The sequence below is a fragment of the Paenibacillus sp. USHLN196 genome (genome assembly GCF_037144955.1).
GTDB lineage: Bacteria > Bacillota > Bacilli > Paenibacillales > Paenibacillaceae > Paenibacillus > Paenibacillus xylanexedens_C.
Genome location: NZ_JBBCYH010000016.1, coordinates 73428 through 94129, shown reverse-complemented (window position 1 = coordinate 94129; position 20702 = coordinate 73428). Strand labels below are relative to the sequence as shown.

Sequence of the window (20702 nt, the reverse complement as noted above, 5' to 3'; positions counted from 1 at the left end):
TTTTATGTTTAGCCTTTTTTTAACGAATAGGATTCGTGCTCTCCCACTTCCTTGTCCATATGGAGCGGTTGCCCTTTCAAGTAGTGGTTGAAGAAATCAATCGTCGTATCGTTGATCAACTGTTGTGTCCCCCGCGCATCTACACCCTGCATCCATTCAAGCAGTGGAGAGATCAGGTAGAGATCGGAGAAACTCAGATGTTTGGTGTTGTTCAGCTCCATCCAGTAGTTCCCTCCTGCGGTTACCGGTTCATAGCGACAGTACACTTCCTCATAGTACTTCTCGGCTTCCGGACGAGTTGTGCCCATCGCAACAATCTCTTCGTCACTCATGACACTTGTGCCTGCAACGGTTGAGTCTGCACTCATCATCAGGAATGGCTTGCCTACACCTTCGGCAGGAATACGCTTCTCGCCAAACAATACGCCGTCCATATTCATGCCTGCTTTCACACGCGGATCATCCATTAACATCTGTACTGTCGTTGCTCCGCCAAATGAATGCCCAAACATGCCGATGTTGTCCAGATCCATATGTCCGGTAAAGCGTCCACTTGGGTCTCCCTCAGCCAACTTCTCCACCTCATCCAGTACGAACTGTGCATCCTTCACCCATGTCTCATTCAACTTGTCCATGTAACTGAACTGCAGCTGCTCAAAGCCTTTTTTCCCTTCGGATTCAAACTGCGCCACACGTCCATCCGGGAATACAGACACCAGACTGCTATACGTGTGATTGATGCCTACGACAATGTAACCTTGACTGACCAGCTGCTCGACCTGGAACGTATTCTGATTTTCATACCCATGCAGACCATGGGAGAAAAGAACAACCGGATACTCGGCTTCGGCATCAGATAATTGTGCTTCCTGAATCGCATGTGTTCTAACCTGACTCAGACTGGAAAATAAAAGCTTTGGTAGCTTCAGCACTTCATTGAAGGCTGTCCCGTAGATCTCCGGCTTATTAACATAAGGGGCTGCTTGGCCCTCTGCGTCTGGATTCGTTGGATACCAGATCTGTACCATCAGCTCGCGTTTTTCCCTGGTACTCGTCATTAATTCCTCCCGGCTGCTATCTGTCCAGTCGTAGGATACCGTTCCGATTCCATAGGGACCTGCTGGCTTGGCAAACGAAAACACCGGGAACAGCAGCGGCAAGCCAATGCTTACAACAGCGTATACCAAAACTAGCAGAGACGTTGTAATGATTCGAACACGTCCGAATTTCCCCGCCACAGTCGATGGGGTAGTGGATACCTCTGAACGTTTACTATCTAGGAAGGTTGCACCTGACTGTTGCTGGCGTCTTGCTTTTGTAAATAACACTGCCAGTGGAACCAACGTGAGCAGATACGCTGGAATCATCGGCCAACGTAGTCCTTCCACCACACTATGGATGATTAACAACACACCCGATATGGCGAACCCACCCCATGCCATTATCCGAAACTTATGATTCTGTCTCCCAATCCCAATTCCCCCCACGAATATAAGCAGGTTGAAAATAAGATAAAGCCATTCAATTGTCCTCATATGCTTAAAGCCTCCCTTTCTGCCGCGAAAAGAATTGGAATGATACTATTTGCGGCAGCTCTTCTACCTCCAATCTTAAAACCTCCAGTTACAGGAGATTCAAGGATGAATTTTACGAAAAAAAATGCACTCCCTGAATGACGCTGAATCACCCGCAGGTTCTCCAATCGTTTCAAGGAATGCACGTATAATATTAGAATATAAATTGACTTTGGAATACGAGACTAGCGATCTTCGCCGCCATCTATCCGTTGTCTTTTCCCGATACCAAATGCGAAATATCCAGCCACCACGATGGCCATAAACGTAGCTCCAACAATCAGGGGCAAGCGCGTATCCGGGTTAAACGCCATACCGATAATGACGAGAATCAGATACACAATAATGATGTAATTGCTGATCGGGAACCATTTGGACTTGAAATTATGATCGCCATCTCGTTGCCCCAACGCTTTCTGAATCGGAACTGACTGAACGCCAGCGCGAACCATGGAACCATGCCCGGAAGAACACTTGCGCTATAGATGTACAGGAACAGCTTGGAGTCTGACATCAGATAGTTCAGCACAACCCCAATCAGCAGTAAAGAGATCGTAATGACGATACTGTTGCGAGGGACCCCGCCTTTGGACAGCTTTTTGAAAAAGGCAGGTGCCTGTCCATTCTCCGCCAGTGTGTATAACATCCGTCCCGCACTGTAGATCCCGCTGTTGCATCCCGACATGGCCGCCGTGAGCACCACATAGTTGATGATTCCCGCTGCAGCAACAATGCCGACTTTGGCAAAAGTAAGTACAAACGGGCTGCCCGTTTCTCCTACTTCATTCCAAGGGTACAAGGTTACGATAACGAATATGGCACCAACGTAGAAAATAAGAATACGCCACACATGTTTTTGATGGCTTTACGCAAGGTGTATTTCGGATTCTCCGCTTCGCCTGCTGTAATACAGACCATTTCCACCCCTTGATAGGCAGCCGTTACAATACACAGCGCGAAGAGGATACCTTTGAGACCTCCGGGAAAGAAGCCACCATGGCTGAACAGATTCGACAGACCAATCGCCTGCCCCCCATTCCCCCAACCGAAGAAGATGAGCCCGGTTCCGATCACGATCATGGCCACAATGGCAGTCACCTTAATCATCGCAAACCAGAATTCAAATTCCCATAGAACTTCACGGCTACCAGATTTGCTGCTGCAATGATCAGCACCCCAACGAGGGCGGGCAACCACTGTGGAATATCCGGGAACCAATACCCGACATAGATTCCGATCGCCGTAACCTCCGCCATACCGACCGTAACCCACAGGAACCAATAGCTCCAGGCCGTCAGGAATCCGGCAAGCGGACTAATATATTTGTGAGCAAATGTAGCAAACGAACCCGTGACTGGCTCCTGAATCAACATTTCCCCCATAATGCGCATGACAAAAAAGATAACGATACCGGCCAGTAAATAAGCCAGCAGCACGGATGGACCTGCCCATTTGATCGTTTCGCCGATCCCATGAACAAACCAACGCCGATTGTACCTCCGAGTGCAATCAGCTCTACATGGCGGGGTTTTAGCCCTCTAGATAGTTGCTTTGATTCCAAACGATTCTCCCCTTTTCTTGTGTACAGCTTCCTGATGTAATTTTCTAATTTAAACGTTCACATTAACGCAATGCAGAATTGCTTCACCAAATTGTACGAGATGTGCCCCAGTAATATAACAAGGAATGTAAGGAAGCGGATTCACTACACATATAGGTATAGGATAACCGCTTAATGAATATGGCAGACAGCTCATTCAACAATTCACAGCAGCGTTGTGTACGCAACGTGACAGAGACTTTCTTATACATGACTCCACAGGGAGGTTGCAGGAACCCCCAAAGGACAACTCACGTATTGTATATTTGGGTCGCAATACCGTAAGTGACTTGTTCGCTATTGACCTGCCTGTATAAAATTGAATAATGGGAGGCTCTACATGCCTGACTTTTTACTCGTCTTATTTTTGTTTAATCTATCTTTATTTCTGCTTCATGAAATGGATGCCATCAGGCGATCCGAATGGAAATTGTTTATGGTGTTAAAAGATATGGAAGATGATAAAGCCTACAGGTATTTCACTTGGATTCATTTACCTATGTACACGATCATTCTTTCTCTACTTTTTAGCTCGTATCAGACCATTACATTTTGGGTGATAGATATTTTTTTCATCATACATACCGTGTTGCACTTCTTTTTCGAGAAGCATCCTCGAAATGAATTTAAGAATGGCTTCTCCAGATCGTTGATCTACCCTATGGGAATGATCGCTTTAATTCATTTGATACTCCTGATGATCTGATCTGATCCACTATTTACAACTGTATTTTATTGGTATATAGTATAGCCGTTAGTAATGTTAGCGCTAACATAAACTGAATAAGGAGGGGCTCCAATCCGTTTCGAAAAGGTTTTTGGTTTACATCGAGTTAAACTATAAAAACACTTCATTTTTGAGAGGATGGGCATTCTATGAAAAAACGCATTAGCACATTTTTTGCACTTATTCTAGGTATCTCCCTTTTGTTTAGCCTGACCGCTTCCGCTAATCCCGCCATCGTAAGCTATGGTGGCAGTTATTCCAATGCGCTCTCTGCCGGACAAGGATACGCCTACATTCTTCCTAATGCCAAAACGACGGGGACCAGCGTGAAAGTCACAACAAATGCAGCCAATACCCTTCAACTGCACTATTACTGGAGCTACAATAATACGACACTGGACCTCGGTACAGCCATCGTAAACAAAAACATTTACTTCGGCGGTTCAGCCTATTATAACCCTGGAACGTTGATCACTGTAGTAGAACGTGTTCCAGGTTCGACGACGGCATACCCTAACGTAGCCTACTCGATTTCTTTCAATTAGTTCAGACCTATATCACTGGTCAATCTAACCTACGACCGCTAATAGCGGTCTTTTTATATTCAACAACTAGACTCTCTTGTCTGTGGAAGTGACACACCTTGAATTAAAGGGTACTGAAGATTCAATAACTTATTATATTTTTTTTTTTAAATGGAGGTAGTAACGTGGATTACGCCAAATCAAAATATGTCATCGTAGACGAAGCAGCTTCAGCCTTTCCTGATGTAGAAAAAATCCACTTAATCGCTCCCAAGAAACTGGCCGATATTACATATGTAGCACAGTTGCATCATTTAAAGGTTTTGGATGCCAACTTTGTCCCTGTATCCAGTTTAAGCCCCTTCCACGAGCATCAAGGTATCGAAGAAATATGGCTACACCCCGAATCCAGCAGCTTCAAGGCATTGGAGGAACTGATGTTGCAGCGTGAAGGTAATCTGATCATGAAACCGGGATCTGCAAAATAATAATGAGCATGGAGGTATGCCTATGCAACAACATCATACGGAACGCTTAGAACTATTCGTTTCCAACACCCAGATTATGAAGAAGTCGTTCAAATGGCAACATGCGATGATGCACCGTCTGGCCGCTTTGCTCTATGCAACGGAGAATAAAGTTGTTGATGGGGAAGCCATTCGCCAGAGCCATGAGTTGATTAAGCAAAACACGAAACTCTTCTCTTCATTCAGAGGTAATTCTGCCATTAGCATTGCTGCCATGCTCTCTCTTACCGCGGATGAAGACACGAAGCTGGCAGACACCTTACATGTCTATGACTTGATGAAAGAGATCAAATTCCGCAACTCCGACTATCTGGTTATTGCTGCCTATCAGATTGCTACTCAGGCGTCACCTGACCAGTTTCAGCATATGGTGGAGCGGGCCAAATCATTTTACGACGGCATGAAAGCAGAGCATCGTTTCCTTACTGGGCAGGATGACTACATTTTTGCTGCCATGTTAGCCCTTTCCGATCTCGACGTGGATTCCGGTGTGGTACGCATGGAACAACTTTACCGCGAATTAAAACCGGAGTTCTCCTCCAGAAACAGCGTGCAGGCGTTAACACAGGTGTTGGTTCTTGGAGATGACACCCCGGATGCAAGCGGTCGTGTGATTGCTTTAAATGAAGCTTTTCGCAAAAGGAATCTCCGAATGGACAAAACGTACACGTTATCCTCTCTCGGAATACTCTCCCTGTTGCCTTCTGACAGAGATTCATTAGTGGATCAAATCGTCGAAACACAGGACTGGTTACGAACTCAAAAGGGCTTCGGTGGCTGGTCGATCGACAAACAGGAATTGCTCCTGTTCTCCTCTGCGTTGATAGCCATTCAATATGTGGAGAATCTGCGAAACGGTGTTCTTACTTCGGCGATCTCAACCAGTATCACGAATATTATTATCGCCCAGCAGGCCGCCATGGCCGCAGCTGCCGCAGCATCGGCTGCAGCCGCTTCTTCATCATCTAACTAACAAGTGACCATGTTACCTTCATTATGAGTTGAAAAAGACCCTCCCGAGTTTAAGTTCACTCGGAAGGGTCTTAAAGCATTCAAGCCTACACCTAAAATAATGTTCATCATTCGCTATGATATAATCCCCGTATCCCGGAACTCTTCCACGAAACTATCCAGCCAATCCGAACCATAGTCCAGCGCACCCATATCACTCTCAATAAAGGCAACATCCAGACCCATTACCCAGAATCGGCGAGCGATAATAAAGAGATCGACCGCCTGCTCATCTTCCGAAGAGAACCTTCTGACTGAACGATATCCCGCCATCAGTGCTTTCCATAACGCTTCTTTTTGCTCACCGGACTGCCTCTTTCGAGCTTTCACTTGAGCTAAATCATAGGCACGCCAGCCATTAGCTGCCCATTCGAAGTCATAATGGATGAACTGATGCTCCTGTTGAAACGCATTGTTATTCCCCTGCATATCGCCATGACACAAGCCGAAGTCGAGAACTTGATTAGAGACGGCAACAATGCGCTCTTTTAATGTTCTCGCAAACGTTTGAAGAAATGCTGCTGCTTCATTGTTCTCACCAATATAGTCGATGATTCGCACCAGAGGTTCGTCTATAAGAAACTTCAGATCCAGCTCATATCGTGGCAGCTCCACGGTCACCTGATCCATAGCCTTATGCAATTCAGCCGCAGATTGACCAAAAGCGTAACAGGACTCTTCATTCTCCAGGTTATTTTCCGTACCCTCAATGTACCTAAACATCACAGCCATCCGCTTGCCTTCCGCAACGTCCAGCACAGTATAACCCGTATGATCTTTCTTCTCGATATATTCCCCAATGTCGGTGTGTTCCGCAGAAGCTAGAACGTTCTTCAGTTGAGACAATAACGACAGCTCGTACTGAACATCTGCCTCCGTAATTTCAGTACGGTAGATTCGCAGAATATACAAACCTTTCGATGTGCGTACGCGATATGTATCATTCAATCCTCTGAGCCAAAACAAACATTCTTCCCACGTTCCAATGTCATACTGATCAGTCAATGCAGACTCCAGGTACCTGGGGTTAAGCACTGAACGCAAAGCAGTCGGTTGAGTGGACATACATATGCTCCTTTAGATTAATATACGATTTCTTTTTACAAGATTGATGACACCTATTCACCGCCCAATCTATAACATAGTATATTTTTAATCTATTTTCCAGAATATATATTTTAATCTCACAAAATAAGGTTATAATCCTATAACTCTTCTCTATTCATCCGATTAAACAGGGGTATTTGTATGGACTTGATTTCCAGATCTGAGCGTCCTCTTTGACTCTGAATCGGCATCAGCGCTCGACAATGCAATACATTCACGAAAGGCAAAATGTTTGCATCCCCTGCACTTCTGATTATCCAGATGCTTTAATGCAAAATGGATAGCTTCACCCGTGTGTTCAAACATATGATCCGTACCGATTTTTTCAACCAATCCCGTTCTCTTCAGCATCTCAAGAGGTTGCGTCTGAATGCCTGAAAATAAAACCCTTCCCCCAGATCTCTCCATGTGTTTGACCACATGGGCCAGATTGGACTCACCTGTCGTATCCATAAAGGGCACCTTGCCCATGCGCAACAGCAAAATACCTGGCCGCCGATGAATCGAATCCATGACCGACTCCTCAAACCTATCCGCTGCACCAAAGAATAACGGGCCTTCAATCGTATACAGACTTATTTGCGGACAATCATGTCCTTTCCGAACCATATGCGCCATGACTTTCTCATGTTTATGATTGGGATCGGGCAGCACTTTGGCAACCTTCATCATCTCACTCATCCGCTTAACAAATAAAAGGACCGCCAGAATCAGCCCAACCTCTACAGCTGTCGTTAAACTCGTGAATACGGTGAGTAGGAAGGTGGTCATCAGAACAAGCGAGTCGCTCGTTTTGGTTTTCATAACATACATGAACGACCTCCGTTCACTCATATTCCAGGCAACCATCATCAGGACGGGAGCCATACTGGCAAGTGGAATATGGGAAGCATACGGTGCGAACAGAACAAGTACCAGTAGAACCACGATGCCATGAATAATCCCCGACAATGGTGATACAGCCCCGGATTTAATATTCGTAGCCGTACGTGCAATCGCTCCTGTTGCAGGAATGCCACCGAATAGCGGGGCTACCACATTAGCGATTCCCTGCCCAATTAACTCTCGATTACTGTTATGTCGACTTCCAGTCATGCCATCAGCAACAACAGCAGACAGTAACGATTCAATTCCGCCCAACATAGCGATAACAAAAGCCGGTTGCAGTAAGCTCACGATTCGCTCCCAAGTGATCGCTGGCACCTGAAACTGAGGCAAGGAGTTAGGTATAGCGCCAAAGGACGATCCGATCGTAGCCACCTGCCCTTCAAAAAACAAAGCTGCAACAACTGTCGATAGAACCAAACCTACCAGTGACGCAGGCACCTTAGGCGCAAACCTCGGCACAAGCAGAATAACAGCCAGACAACTGCCTGCTGTCAGCAAACTATATATATTAACGGTTGAGATATGCATTCCGATTTCTTTCATATTGGACCAAAAATCTTCATGTTTCTCAATGCCGCTGAGTCCCAGGAAATTAGCGATCTGACCACTGAAAATAATGACGGCGATACCCGCCGTAAAACCAATAGTCACAGGTCGCGGGATAAACTTGATTAACGCCCCAAGTTTAAACAGCCCCATACATACAAGCATCAATCCGGCCATGATTCCGGCAATCAATAAATTCTCATATCCATACTGCATCACAATGGCAAAGAGGATCGGAATGAATGCCCCCGTCGGCCCGCCAATCTGGAACTTCGACCCACCCAGCAAGGAAATTAAAATCCCAGCGATCACCGTTGTGTACAAGCCATACTCCGGTTTGACGCCGGATGCGATAGCAAACGCCATCCCGAGTGGAATCGCAATGATACCTACAATTAGCCCCGATAACAGATCCTTACGAAAAGCAGAACCGTTATATCCTGCATATCTCCCCGACCATTTCATCTGACTTAACCTTCTTTTCTTTATATATTTGAATATTTGAATATAATAAGAAGACTACGCCCCTGCGAGCACTCTGTCAATCGTAATGCTCACACCTGAGACGTTGATTACATGCAAAAAACAAGAAGTTACCTGAACTTATTTCCGGTTCCTCTTGTTTAGCATGTTTATGTTTCTTTTCGGATATCTTCCAACATGGAAATGGCATCGACCAGATGATTGTCAAAGATCTGTTTGGCAACCTCCAGCAAGTCTTTAATCAAAGGGTCCCGCAGAGAGTATATGACCGTAGTCCCTTCTTTCAATCCCTGCACAACATTTTTGCTGCGTAATACAGCTAATTGTTGCGAAACGGCGGAGCCTTCTGACCCCAGGATACTTTGCAACTCATTGACGTTCTTCGCCCCTTCACTCAGCAACTCCAGAATCTGAATCCGCATGGGGTGAGCCAAGGCTTTGAAAAAATCCGCTTTAAACTGTTGTATGCTCTGATTCATACGTTATACCCCTTCATTCAAACTTTTGAATATATAAAGATCATAACATAGATGTGATCAAATATTTCATTTTATGTACAGGAATCAGCCTTGACCTTGAAGTATACTTCAACCTTTATACTGTACATATCGGAATTCATCTAAGAAAGGGCGAACCTCAAATGAGCATACAAATATATAATAAAAGACGCTCTGTAACGAGCTACCTATTCGAAAAATACATCGGAACATTAGATACCAAGAAGAATTTATCAACACGAGAACATACACAGAAACATCTGGAGCACATGGGCGTTGAGAATATTAAGCCCTATCAGTTAGGTAAAGTTAAATTAACTTCGCCTACGAAGGAGCGTTCCTATGAGGACATGCAAGTATTTACTTTGAATGACCAGGGTTCCCCCGAACAACGGGTGATTTTCTATATCCATGGAGGTGCCCATACGCATCAACCGTTATCCTTCCATTGGAAGTTCATGGATCATATAGCTCAGGCACTGAATGCCAAAGTGATCGCTCCCATCTATCCCAAATTGCCTCACTTCAACTATCAGCATACGTATCCCAAACTTCTAAATCTGTATCGAGATATCATCGCATCCATCAAAAGTCCGTTGCAGCTAACCATTATGGGAGATTCAGCTGGCGGGAACATTTCGCTGAGTCTTGCACATTACCTGAAGATGCATTCTCTTCCTCAGCCCAAAGACATTATTCTATTATCGCCGTGTGTCGATATGGTTCTGGATAACCCGGTGATATTCGACTATGAGACCAGAGATCCCATGCTGGCTGTGGAAGGGTATGATGTGATTCGGCGGATCTGGGCAGCCGATAAACAGCTCGATGACCCGCTGATTAGTCCAATCTACGGGGATTTCGAAGGGCTTGGCAAGATTAGCATCTTCATCGGAACCCATGAAGGGTTATTTCCTGACAACATGGAGCTGGATAAAAAGCTGACGGACCAAGGTATTGAGCATAACACCTTTGTTTATCCCAAAATGAATCACGTCTTCGTACTGTATCCGATTCCTGAAGCCAAGGATGCTAAGCGCAAAATCATTGACATTATCTCAAATGAGCCCATGTCGTAACGAAATCGACACTGTCATAGCAATGGCCCACGTCTCGGCTAAATCGCCGCAGACCTGGGCTTATTTTAAATATACCAATGGTAGGCACTCTGACAGTCCTACACTAATTTCAAATCACCAATCTTGCTGATCACCGTATCATATGGATCTAATTCCACGGTTTGTTTTCCATGCTCCGTATCAATCGTCGTGGATTGAACCTGATCGCTATTATTGATCACAACCAATATGTTGCTCTCTGGATAATAGGCACACTCGGTATACAAGTTATCCGGAACATACTTCGTGTCACCGACTTCATTACCAGCAAAACGAATGAGATTATGCAGCAATCTTGTATTTTCCCAATTGAATTCGAACGAAGACAGATAGATTCCTTGGCCTTTTCCGAAGGCATGCGTGGACAACGTGATGTTGCCATCTGTCTCGTGCAATACCTTGGCTGTTCCATCCGTAAGATATAGACTACCTTTACCTTTTGGCGATATATTAGCCTCTGCTGGCACCAGGCCGTGTTCATCGTGAACCTCATACGACCATTTTCCATGAACAACTCTTGCACCTGTATCCTCATCTACTCCAAGCACATGCGCCATTCTGAAAAAGTTGTCGTACCCGTGGGCCGCTGAAGGCTGGTTAATGCCCATGAAGGTACCACCTTCGTACACCCACTGGGTCAGGATGTCTACACATTGGTGGTCCTTCCAGTGCTCTCCACCACTCCAGGCAGATCCAGCGGAACCGGCATTAATGACAACATCCACATCCTTCAATGCGCCCTGACGAATATCTTCAAAATCAATGAACTTAACCTCGATCGGTAAACCGGATAACGCCTCATTCACATGAATCAGATCATGCATATGTGTTTCATGAAAATGACCGGACAAGGTCCACGATCTTAACTTGCCCCAACTATGCAGAACGGCCACCTTCGTCTTGATCTGATAAGGCTTTCCAGCCTGATGCAGCTCTTTCATTCCCCTGAATTCATGAGCGATCTTCTCGATGTAATCCACAAAGTCCGGGTAAGGCTCAACCAGATGCAAGTATCCACCCAGTCCAATCCGGTCAATCGACTCACGCAGCAGCGCACGCCGGATATTAATCCAATATTTCTTCGCATCCAGTGTAGGATCCCCGCCCTCTTTGAAGGTAGGAAGCCCGCCTAAACCAACAGGGAACAAGTATGGATGTAATCGAATCTCATGGGTATCCACCTTAACGCCCGAGCACATTCTTGCCTCATAACCGGAAAAAACACATTTGATCATGCCGTCGAATCCAAATTCCTGAAAGCGATCATTGTAAGGCTCCATGCCTACCCAGCTGTCATCATAGAAGACATACGCCAGCTTGTCATGTTTGTGCACAATATCAATCAACTGTTTACCGAATTCAATCACAAAATCATTGATAAATGCCATCCAGTCCAGTTTGCGCTGATCCGCAGGCATATGAGTGACCTGATATTTACCGCCATTCACAAAGTCTTCGGCAGAGAGCGAGTATCCATATTTCTGAGCAAACAGATCCAGCGCTCTCGAACTTACCGTGAAATCGTATGAACCCCAATCCGAGAACAGATGGCGATTCCGCTCATCACTGCCCCAGATCCAGGCGAAATTATAGAATAAGGAGGTGAAACGTACAACCGTTGTTTCCGGATGCTCTTGGCACCACTTTTCCATCCAATCCAGCAGATAGGTTTGTGTGTCCGTATAGATCGGGTCAATCTGCATCAGATGCTCTTTGTCCCAGTTATTGGTCGTATGATTGTACATGGAAATCTCTTCCCATATCCGATAGACCATGAAACTCACCGTGTATTTATGCCAAGGAGCAACCCCAGTAATGACAACATTGCCAGATTCCCTTTCATAATTCCACTGTCCTCTAGGAACTTCTTCCCCAGTCGTTCGGTCGTACACCTGCCAATATTTAAACGCTTCTTTCGAATCGTTCACCCTAAATTGATCAGCGAAGAAGTCCTCCATCAGATAGATGGATACATAATCTTGCACAGCGACCTTGGGATTCGTAATGAGAAAACATTGCTGCAGCTTATCTAGATTACGGGATGCCCACTCATTATGATCCCGAATAATGCAAATGGTTGAATAGATACCATATCCGGCATTGATAATTTCATCCGATAATTTTGTACCGTCACTGTCTCGAATCACATCGGCTCCCCAGCGATCGGCAAGTTCCAGCGTCAGTGCCTCATATCCGGATTCTCCCGGTAGTGTAAAGGAGCCTTTGGTTGGTTTGGACATTTTGGTTCCCTCCCTATCTCAACATATCGGACAGAAAAGCGAGTGCCAGGCCCTGACCCCAGCCCTGAATCCAGTCTTTTGGAATATTGCGATAGCCATCCCGATCCTTCATCACCGCTGTACCGCCAGATACACCAAGCACGCGTCCATCTTCGCTAATGTTGCTCAGGATGCCTTCCAATGCCTTTTGCACATATTTGGTATGCAGTGGATTGCCATTATTGATCATGGCTGCTGCAATGCCAGCGGAAGCCGATACCTCTTCATACGAATCTTCGTCATCCAGAACCGTACGCCACAAGCCATTCTCGGTTTGCACCAGCTTGAGAGCCGCCAATTGATCACGAAGGGCACACTCTACATCCATACACTGCGGATACAAATACCAGTCGTTCAGTTGCGGTTTCACTTGAGACATCGTATAGGCTCCCCAAGCGTTCGCTCTTCCCCAGTAAAAGCCGGACATGTGGTCCTTATTGATATTGTTATAGCCGTGATACCACAGACTGCTGCTCGGATCTTGCAGGTATTTGATATGCCAGTAATACTGATTCAGCGCATCCTGAATCATGGCTTCGTCTTTTAATTTACTACCTACGCGGAGCAGGAAAAATGCCGCCATAAACAGGGTATCCGCCCAAGCCTGTTCCGGAAAATCATTGGAAACGGATACCGTATGCTGAAGCACATTGTCTCCAAAGCGAAGCGCATGATTCTGGAGATAATCGACCTTGCTGAGGACAATATCCCAATATTTCTGATCCCCGGTTTCTTCATATAAAGTGATGAGCACATGGCCCATGGCACATGTATTTACCGTCCAACTCGGCAGCCCCAGCTCGATATATTCGTCTGCCCATTTCACCAGCCTGTCCAGAATCTCTTGGTTGCCTGTCGTTTGATAGGCTCTGGATACACCATAATAAGCCACTCCGCCGGGCCAATCCCATGTCAGATCCATATCCAGTGTTTTCTTGGTAACGTTCTCGATTACGTGTAGAATCTGTTCCCTGTCATATTTCACTTGAAGCATTGTTATTCCCCTCTCCCTGCGCACACGCCCCCAAGTGCGCCCTGAGAGGTGTCCGTCCATTTTTGTAAACGCTTTACTTATTCCATTGTACGCAGTAAAATAGTCTCAATCTAAGCATATTCGCAACAAAACTGTGCAATTTCAATCATTTATACATAGGAGTCCTCGAAAATGCCCAAACCGAAGAAACCTGTCATTGAATATCGTCACTACAGCCTGCCCATTGATTTTCCTGTCCTGTTACTCAGTGGAGACCGCTGGAGAATATCCGATATCAAGAGTGAGCATCTTCATTTCCATAACCACATGGAGATTGGTATCTGTTATTCAGATGGAGGCATCATGGAGATTAAGGGAGAATCTGTGCCTTTTCGGGCAGGCGACGTCACGTTCATTCCCCGCTATCTTCCGCACACCACGTACAGTTCACCTAATAACGCCAGCCTATGGGCCTATATCTTTTTTTCACCGGAAGAGCTCTTCCGTCATTCGCTCAAAACACCCCAAAGTCACATTGAACCGAATTTATGGGCTATTCAGGGGAGCAATTGTATTTTGAATAAGGAACAGTATCCCAAAATTCACATGCTCGCAACATCAGTGGTAGAAGAGATAAAGCAGCAGTCCCCCTATTATCGGGAGAGCGCGTACGGCTTGTTGATGTCTCTATATATCGAACTGCTTCGAATTCATGCGAGCAATGAGAGCTGGTCAGCGCAGGATCAGGAACGGGAACGTGACCTCCAAGGTGACTTGGTCATCTCACCAGTGCTGGAGTTTATCACCAAAAACTATATGATGCCTGTGACCGTCGATTACCTCGCTGATCTGTGTCATCTGAGTACAACGCATTTTCGCCGCAAGTTCCATGAAATTATGGGAACCACACCGCTCGATTTTCTGAACAGCACCCGGATTGAAGAGGCATGCAAGCGATTGAAAAGCACGGAGGCCTCCATTCTGTCCATCTCTGAGCAGGTCGGCTTCCGATCCATCTCCAGCTTTAACCGCTGCTTCTCCAAACTGATGGGAGAATCGCCTAAAGTCTGGCGCAAAGAGGCTCATTCCGAAGCACAGTCTGCAAAAGCGTCCATATTGGAATTTACGGGATGGATGTAAGACTACGAGGCAGAAAAGTAGGATCCCCCTCTAAATCGATGGCACACCAGTTCCCCAATCAAAAAACGCAACCCCGAAAGGTTGCGTTGATGTTCATTCCTTAACCATTCTCTCCTGTGTTCGCGCCGGTTAATGCCGTTTCGAATATTTTAATCACAGGCACAGATAGTCCTAAATTCCCTCGAAGGGTACTGCTTTCATATTCGGTACGGAATAAGCCCCTGCGCTGTAATTCCGGTATCACTAATTCAACAATATCGTTAAAACCCTCTGGGAAGTGGGGTGGCATAATATTAAAACCATCTGCACCTTCATTTAGAAACCATTCTTCCAATTGATCCGCAATTTGTTCAGGGGTACCTACAATTTCCCGGTGACCGCGTGCTCCTGCGATTCGCTCATAGATTTCACGTATCGATTGCAGATTCTCACGTTTGGCAATTTCACGAATGATGTTGTAGCGGATTCGCGGATTGGTCTCATCTTCAATGGAGCTCACTTCCGGAAGCGGTTCATCGACATCATACCCTGACAAATCAATATTGGTGAAAGCCGACAAATATGCTAATCCTACTTCAGGCAAAATATAGCTGTTTAATTGCTGCTGTTTCAATAAAGCTTCTGCCTCTGTTTTAGCCACCGTAATAAACACACCAGGCATGATTTTCAAGTCCTCAGGTTTACGCCCATATTTAGCCAACCGTCCCTTGACGTCTCGATAAAATATTTGCGCTTCTTCAAGTGTTTGCCAAGCTGTAAAAATAACTTCCGCAGTCTTGGCTGCTAACTCTTTCCCAGATTCAGAAGATCCGGCCTGAACAATCACAGGATGCCCCTGTGGTGTTGTTGGGGAATCAAGCGAACCCTGCACCTTAAACCAGGCTCCCTCATGGTTAACGGGATGAACCTTCTCTATATCTAAATACCGTCCTTTTTCCTTATCAATGACAAGTGCCTCATCTTCTATGGACAACCAGAGTTGTTTGACAATGTCCACAAATTCCTCTGCGCGTTCATAGCGGAGCGCATGCTGCAAATGTTTATCCTTACCGAACAGGAGAGCCTCACCCTCGTTGGCTGATGTGACTACATTCCAGGCGGCACGTCCTTTGGACAGATGATCAATAGCTGCAAATTTACGCGCTACATGGTATGGATCGTTATAGGTCGTCGTCAACGTGGCCGTTAACCCAATATTTTTTGTCACTGCCGCGAGTGCCGAAATAATAATAACGGGGTCCAGCTTCAATGATGATTGCGCATTTCCTGATAGCCTTTGACCCAATACGTCAGCAAAAAATATCATATCGAATTTACCACGCTCAGCTGTCTGTGCGATTTCAGCTAAATAATCCAAATCAAATGCACGACCCGCACCTGAAGAAGGATGACGCCAGCTTGCTACATGATGTCCGGGCAGATTAATGAAAGCTCCTAATTTCATTTGTTTTCTTATCATACGAACCACTCCCTATATTCATATTTTTATCAAGTACTTAATATAAGAAATTATTTAGCGAATGGATTATATTCGTTCGTATATAAATCTTCCGGCTTCAGTTGACCTTCTTTTAGCTCGCCATTAGCGACAAGCCAATCAATCCAAATTCCATATTCCGATGGAGTGATTACGCCGCCCTTTTCAGAAATGCCCGTACTCTTCCAATATTTAAGGTTTTCTGTCGTTTCCTTTCGTTCACGCTTATTAACAATATCCTCAAACCGCGTGATGACTTCTTCCCTAGGTGTGGTTTGGGCCCAATCAATGGCCTTGGCGACCCCGTCTACAAATTGCTTCACCGTATTCGGATTCTCCCGGATATACGCTTCACTGAAGAAATAATCGCCCGCAGTAAACTCCGTTCCAAACACATCAATATCTCTAAAAATTTCAGTGATTCCGCCTGTCGCCAAAGCCCGGTCCCGGCCGATTCCACTTAACAACACCACATCGATCTGTTTATTCCGCAGAACCTGTTCCGCACTTGAACTTGGAACCGTCACCAGAGTGACCTGTTCAATTTCTTTCTCAGTCAAATTTCCTTGCCGTAAATAGTCTTTGAGGACAAACTCCAGATGGGCACCGAGAATATTCACCCCTACCTTCTTCCCGATAAAATCTTTAGCCGACTTTATTGGTGTCCCCTCAAGGATATATGCTCCGATGTACGTATGTTCATCACTGCCGTATGAACCGATGACGGACTTTATTTTTACGTTTTGGGAGTAGGATTTGATAATAGCTCCATTAAATGCTGAACCAAAATCAATTTGTTTCGTTGCCGTTAATTGAATACTTTCCGGTCCCCCAACGCTGTCTCCTATGGATTCCAACTTCAAATTCCCTAAGTAACCCAAATCTGCAGCCAGCTCTGGAAAAGAGACACTCCCAGGGGAAGACTGATACTGCAGTATTTGATCTTCTCCACTTTTTGCGGAGGTCTTGGGATCTGAGCAGCCTGATAAAACACCACTAACCAAGCCTACGAATACAAGGATTCCTAATGTTCTTTTCATCTTGTTTCTCCTCCTCCACACGACTTCTTTCTATAACTCATTAATTCCATTGATTTAGTGAGAATTAATGTTAAAAAAAATCATTCCGGAATCCTCATTCTATCCATTCACTTGCTGCTTCCATTTAGAGAATTTACGTTCGAGCATGCTCAAGCCTTGATTGATCAATAAGCCCAGCAATGCAATGGTTAATATGCCGGCGTACATTTGAGGGATTTGGAAGTTATATTGAGAATACGTAATGAGATAACCTAAGCCTTCTTTTGCCCCTACCATTTCTGCAGCAATTAGTACTAATATCGCCCCAGTGCCTGCCATGCGAATACCAGTAAAAATGGTTGGTACGGATGCTGGTAGGATCACCTTAAGGAATAATTTAAACGACTTAATATTCATGGATCTTGCTGCCTTAATAAGCAAAGGATCCACGTTACCAACCGCTGCAATCGTATTTAAAAGAATAGGCCATGTGCAGGCAAACAGGACGATGGCAATCTTGGATGTTTCCCCGATTCCGAGCAACAGCATGAATACCGGAAGCAATGCTAATGCGGCAGTATTTCGAAATAGTTCCAACACGGGATTTAACAACTGTCTGGCTAATGGATACCAGCCAATGAGTAACCCTAACGGGATCGCAATCAATAATGCTAAGGCAAATCCACTGAATGAACGAATAATGCTTGCTAAGAAATGAGTGAAAAGTTCACCTGAGATGATCAAACTCCACAATGCCCTGATTACCTCGGAAAAGGCAGGGAAAAATGCTGGATCTACCAATCCCGTCCTTGGTGCGATTTCCCATAGTAAGACCAATGCAATTAGCACGATAGACTGTTTGAACAACTTCAGCATACTGGAAAAGGCAACAGGATTTCGTCTATTAAGCTGTATCGTTGAGTGAGCAGTCTTTACGGATTCGATAGGAATACACTCCTTTATCAATTAAATATATGCACCGCGGTATTCAGGTTCATGCAATAAACTCCATACTTCATGGCGAGCCTTCACAAAGTCAGGATGTGAGCGAATATCTGAATTTTCCAGTCGTGATTTAAGCGGAATATCAACAATTTGTCTAACCATACCGGGCCCTGGTGTCAATACAACTACTCGCTCTCCTAGATAAACGGCTTCATCAATGCCATGTGTGATAAAAATGATGGTCTTTTGGGTCTTCTGCCAAATACGCAAAAGTTCACTTTGCAGGGATTCACGTGTTTGAGCATCCAATGCGGCAAAAGGCTCATCCATTAATAAGACATCCGGGTTAAAGGCAAGGCTTCGGGCAATCGCTACACGCTGCTTCATCCCCCCGGACAGCTCATGCGGATAACGGTCACCGAACTGAGTAAGCCCGACTAATGCAAGAAAATGCTCCACCTGCTCTCTACGCTCCTGCTTCGGAATCCCCTTGGCTTCTAACCCAAATTCAATATTGCCACGCGCAGTCTTCCACGGAAATAAAGCATACTGCTGAAAAACAATGCCTCGATCAAGCCCTGGTCCAGTTATTTTTTGGCCATCTATTAAAATGCGACCGTGCGTTGGTGAGGATAGACCGCTAATCATATCAAGTAACGTTGATTTTCCGCAGCCGCTCGGGCCCACTATGGTTACAAATTCGCCTTCTCTTACGGAAAAGTCCAAGTCTTTTACCGCTGTAAATGCTTGTGTTGCCTCCTTTTGCTTAGGGTCACGGACACTGAACGTTTTGGTGACACTCTCAAATCTGATTTTTTCAGCAGCAATCATTGACTTCACCTCTTCGATTGTATTGGGAGAGTAATCAAAAAGGCTCAGGTGACAACGACAAGCGTTGCCCCCTGAGCCTCTGGATGAACCAGTCAGCTTACATCCAATTGCTAAAATTGAAATATTTCAAAACTTCATTAATCTGATGTGTTTACTATATTTTAGTCCCTCAGGATTGTCAACAACTACTTCAAAATAATGTAATTTCATTATGGGAACTCCATTCTCCAACGGTTAAAGGTAGGGAAAATAAGGGTTATCCCTTGGATACAATTGCGGGTTACTCAGCATCCAGTGCTGCCGTCTTTTAACATCTGACATACTTACGTTTGAAACCAAGCCGATTTTTATCTACGGCATTTTGAATGGTTTCGGAAGCATTCAAGAACTTGCTCTTGGGCTTGTCCTTTTGAACTTCGACGGGACCGATGGCGAGCGCCGTTTCAACGGCCTTGTCATGTAGCGGAACGTAGGACACACCCACGGTGTATACAAAACTGTTCATTGAATATTGAGTTCGTTCGGGAGATTGGTGGATCTTCGCTTGCACGTTTTCCAACATCCCGCTCAGCTTATCCTCGGAGAACTCGCTGTCCGGTCGATTGCCAAGCAGCCAACAATAACAGCTCCAACCTGCCGACATTTTCAGCTCTTCGCCACTGGCAATCCATTTGTCCGCCACTTGCTGAGCGATATCGGTCTCGGACAGTGTGACGGCAACGATGAAATCGGAGATCATGTAAAAATAAGCGTCCTCGATCCACCGATTAAAATCCTCTTCCGTCATCGCCTTGGGATCGGCAATCACGCCCGCAAAATACATCGCATCGTAATTTCCCGTGGCGTATAGCTGCTCAGCCAAGGCCTGATCCTTTTTGATTTTCCGGGCGATCGGCTTCATCGCTCCCGTAGCCACGCCGAATAGCGGTTCGTGCGCACCGTTCGACATGTATATTTTTTTCGTGCGTTCCTTGCCCAATGCTTCAAGCTCCTGCATCACTTCTTCCAGATTCATTTCGTCACACTCCTTGATTTATATTTAAATGGATTTGCCTGTTCACCACACGCGTTCCGACTTTTTACTGATCCAATCCTATTGATCCTCATGACTTTTAATTGGGTTGGCGTTAAAATGCTGGAAGCGATCCAAAAACAGACCGCCATCCAACTGAGAGATTGCGATCCGTTTTTTTAGCTGTTTTCCAAAACATCATTGAAGAGTTGTCCATCACCATCGACATCAATGATTTTTAGGCGACTTGTATTTTTGATAAAAATGGTCTTGTATTTCTCTTTACCGTCCTGATTTGCAAGAAGAAGAATGCGTTCGTTTTCGTTATCGGTTACCGTTCGAAAGGTATAATCCACCGAATCAATAGTCCACACAATCACGTCATATTCAAGAAGTGAAGACCACTCGCCTTGGTTCCGGCTTC

17 protein-coding genes and 1 pseudogene are annotated in these 20702 nt (G+C 45.3%); 6 read left to right on the top strand and 12 right to left on the bottom strand.

Annotation, left to right across the window (positions count from 1 at the left end):
- Positions 1-8: 8 nt before the first annotated feature.
- Both WFI24_RS28775 and WFI24_RS28770 read right to left on the bottom strand, forming a co-directional pair.
- A complete protein-coding gene (locus tag WFI24_RS28775; protein WP_336765349.1) occupies positions 9-1535 on the bottom strand; it encodes an alpha/beta hydrolase family protein in 1527 nt (508 codons plus the stop codon).
- A gap of 224 nt (positions 1536-1759) precedes the next feature.
- A pseudogene (locus WFI24_RS28770) lies at positions 1760-3135 on the bottom strand (amino acid permease).
- A 379-nt stretch (positions 3136-3514) separates the two neighbouring features.
- On the opposite strand from WFI24_RS28770, the gene WFI24_RS28765 reads away from it, so the two are divergent.
- The 4 genes from WFI24_RS28765 (at position 3515) to WFI24_RS28750 (ending at position 5925) form a co-directional block, all read left to right on the top strand.
- Positions 3515-3880, top strand: a complete 366-nt coding sequence (locus WFI24_RS28765; RefSeq protein WP_336765348.1) for a DUF6713 family protein — start codon at positions 3515-3517, stop codon at positions 3878-3880.
- A gap of 170 nt (positions 3881-4050) precedes the next feature.
- On the top strand, positions 4051-4446 hold the full coding sequence (locus WFI24_RS28760) for a hypothetical protein (RefSeq protein WP_336765347.1): 396 nt from the start codon (positions 4051-4053) through the stop codon (positions 4444-4446).
- Positions 4447-4610: 164 nt separating this feature from the next.
- Positions 4611-4913: a hypothetical protein gene (locus tag WFI24_RS28755; protein WP_336765346.1), complete on the top strand. Its 303-nt coding sequence runs from the start codon at positions 4611-4613 to the stop codon at positions 4911-4913.
- A 22-nt stretch (positions 4914-4935) separates the two neighbouring features.
- The gene (locus WFI24_RS28750) at positions 4936-5925 is read left to right on the top strand and encodes a DUF4003 family protein (protein WP_336765345.1); all 990 of its coding nucleotides are present in this window, start codon (positions 4936-4938) and stop codon (positions 5923-5925) included.
- Positions 5926-6038: 113 nt separating this feature from the next.
- Here the strand turns inward: WFI24_RS28750 and WFI24_RS28745 are convergent, their stop codons facing one another.
- From WFI24_RS28745 to WFI24_RS28735, 3 genes are all read right to left on the bottom strand, one after another.
- Positions 6039-7028 (bottom strand): phosphotransferase, encoded by a 990-nt coding sequence (locus WFI24_RS28745; protein WP_336765344.1) that lies wholly within the window; start codon positions 7026-7028, stop codon positions 6039-6041.
- 165 nt (positions 7029-7193) lie between these two features.
- Positions 7194-8969 (bottom strand): SulP family inorganic anion transporter, encoded by a 1776-nt coding sequence (locus WFI24_RS28740; protein WP_336765343.1) that lies wholly within the window; start codon positions 8967-8969, stop codon positions 7194-7196.
- Between the two features lie 167 nt (positions 8970-9136).
- On the bottom strand, positions 9137-9466 hold the full coding sequence (locus WFI24_RS28735; RefSeq protein WP_062836296.1) for an ArsR/SmtB family transcription factor: 330 nt from the start codon (positions 9464-9466) through the stop codon (positions 9137-9139).
- 161 nt (positions 9467-9627) lie between these two features.
- On the opposite strand from WFI24_RS28735, the gene WFI24_RS28730 reads away from it, so the two are divergent.
- Positions 9628-10563 carry an alpha/beta hydrolase gene (locus WFI24_RS28730; protein WP_336765342.1) on the top strand — a complete coding sequence of 312 codons (936 nt, stop codon included), beginning with the start codon at positions 9628-9630 and terminating at the stop codon, positions 10561-10563.
- Positions 10564-10661: 98 nt separating this feature from the next.
- On the opposite strand, the gene gnpA is transcribed toward WFI24_RS28730, so the two are convergent.
- Positions 10662-12842 (bottom strand): 1,3-beta-galactosyl-N-acetylhexosamine phosphorylase, encoded by a 2181-nt coding sequence (gene gnpA / locus WFI24_RS28725; RefSeq protein ID WP_336765341.1) that lies wholly within the window; start codon positions 12840-12842, stop codon positions 10662-10664.
- A 13-nt stretch (positions 12843-12855) separates the two neighbouring features.
- Positions 12856-13875: a glycoside hydrolase family 88/105 protein gene (locus tag WFI24_RS28720; protein ID WP_145326245.1), complete on the bottom strand. Its 1020-nt coding sequence runs from the start codon at positions 13873-13875 to the stop codon at positions 12856-12858.
- 171 nt (positions 13876-14046) lie between these two features.
- On the opposite strand from WFI24_RS28720, the gene WFI24_RS28715 reads away from it, so the two are divergent.
- Positions 14047-14994, top strand: a complete 948-nt coding sequence (locus tag WFI24_RS28715; protein ID WP_336765340.1) for an AraC family transcriptional regulator — start codon at positions 14047-14049, stop codon at positions 14992-14994.
- 100 nt (positions 14995-15094) lie between these two features.
- Here the strand turns inward: WFI24_RS28715 and WFI24_RS28710 are convergent, their stop codons facing one another.
- The 5 genes from WFI24_RS28710 to WFI24_RS28690 form a co-directional block, all read right to left on the bottom strand.
- Positions 15095-16453 carry an LLM class flavin-dependent oxidoreductase gene (locus tag WFI24_RS28710; protein ID WP_336765339.1) on the bottom strand — a complete coding sequence of 453 codons (1359 nt, stop codon included), beginning with the start codon at positions 16451-16453 and terminating at the stop codon, positions 15095-15097.
- Between the two features lie 50 nt (positions 16454-16503).
- Positions 16504-17511: an ABC transporter substrate-binding protein gene (locus WFI24_RS28705; RefSeq protein WP_336765338.1), complete on the bottom strand. Its 1008-nt coding sequence runs from the start codon at positions 17509-17511 to the stop codon at positions 16504-16506.
- A 99-nt stretch (positions 17512-17610) separates the two neighbouring features.
- Positions 17611-18366, bottom strand: coding sequence for an ABC transporter permease (locus tag WFI24_RS28700; RefSeq protein WP_336765379.1), 756 nt, complete (start codon positions 18364-18366; stop codon positions 17611-17613).
- Positions 18367-18456: 90 nt separating this feature from the next.
- Positions 18457-19266 carry an ABC transporter ATP-binding protein gene (locus WFI24_RS28695; protein WP_145326236.1) on the bottom strand — a complete coding sequence of 270 codons (810 nt, stop codon included), beginning with the start codon at positions 19264-19266 and terminating at the stop codon, positions 18457-18459.
- 307 nt (positions 19267-19573) lie between these two features.
- Positions 19574-20281: a DNA alkylation repair protein gene (locus WFI24_RS28690; protein ID WP_336765337.1), complete on the bottom strand. Its 708-nt coding sequence runs from the start codon at positions 20279-20281 to the stop codon at positions 19574-19576.
- Positions 20282-20702: the final 421 nt, after the last annotated feature.

Excerpts from the sequence above, each read along its gene's own strand:
- WFI24_RS28765 (WP_336765348.1), top strand. The coding sequence starts at position 3,515 with ATGCCTGACTTTTTACTCGTCTTATTTTTGTTTAATCTATCTTTATTT.
- WFI24_RS28745 (WP_336765344.1), bottom strand. The coding sequence starts at position 7,028 with ATGTCCACTCAACCGACTGCTTTGCGTTCAGTGCTTAACCCCAGGTAC.
- WFI24_RS28700 (WP_336765379.1), bottom strand. The coding sequence starts at position 18,366 with ATGCTGAAGTTGTTCAAACAGTCTATCGTGCTAATTGCATTGGTCTTA.
- WFI24_RS28720 (WP_145326245.1), bottom strand. The coding sequence starts at position 13,875 with ATGCTTCAAGTGAAATATGACAGGGAACAGATTCTACACGTAATCGAG.
- WFI24_RS28730 (WP_336765342.1), top strand. The coding sequence starts at position 9,628 with ATGAGCATACAAATATATAATAAAAGACGCTCTGTAACGAGCTACCTA.
- WFI24_RS28740 (WP_336765343.1), bottom strand. The coding sequence starts at position 8,969 with ATGAAATGGTCGGGGAGATATGCAGGATATAACGGTTCTGCTTTTCGT.
- WFI24_RS28705 (WP_336765338.1), bottom strand. The coding sequence starts at position 17,511 with ATGAAAAGAACATTAGGAATCCTTGTATTCGTAGGCTTGGTTAGTGGT.
- WFI24_RS28760 (WP_336765347.1), top strand. The coding sequence starts at position 4,051 with ATGAAAAAACGCATTAGCACATTTTTTGCACTTATTCTAGGTATCTCC.
- WFI24_RS28735 (WP_062836296.1), bottom strand. The coding sequence starts at position 9,466 with ATGAATCAGAGCATACAACAGTTTAAAGCGGATTTTTTCAAAGCCTTG.
- WFI24_RS28695 (WP_145326236.1), bottom strand. The coding sequence starts at position 19,266 with ATGATTGCTGCTGAAAAAATCAGATTTGAGAGTGTCACCAAAACGTTC.
- WFI24_RS28715 (WP_336765340.1), top strand. The coding sequence starts at position 14,047 with ATGCCCAAACCGAAGAAACCTGTCATTGAATATCGTCACTACAGCCTG.
- WFI24_RS28710 (WP_336765339.1), bottom strand. The coding sequence starts at position 16,453 with ATGATAAGAAAACAAATGAAATTAGGAGCTTTCATTAATCTGCCCGGA.
- gnpA (WP_336765341.1), bottom strand. The coding sequence starts at position 12,842 with ATGTCCAAACCAACCAAAGGCTCCTTTACACTACCGGGAGAATCCGGA.
- WFI24_RS28690 (WP_336765337.1), bottom strand. The coding sequence starts at position 20,281 with ATGAATCTGGAAGAAGTGATGCAGGAGCTTGAAGCATTGGGCAAGGAA.
- WFI24_RS28775 (WP_336765349.1), bottom strand. The coding sequence starts at position 1,535 with ATGAGGACAATTGAATGGCTTTATCTTATTTTCAACCTGCTTATATTC.
- WFI24_RS28750 (WP_336765345.1), top strand. The coding sequence starts at position 4,936 with ATGCAACAACATCATACGGAACGCTTAGAACTATTCGTTTCCAACACC.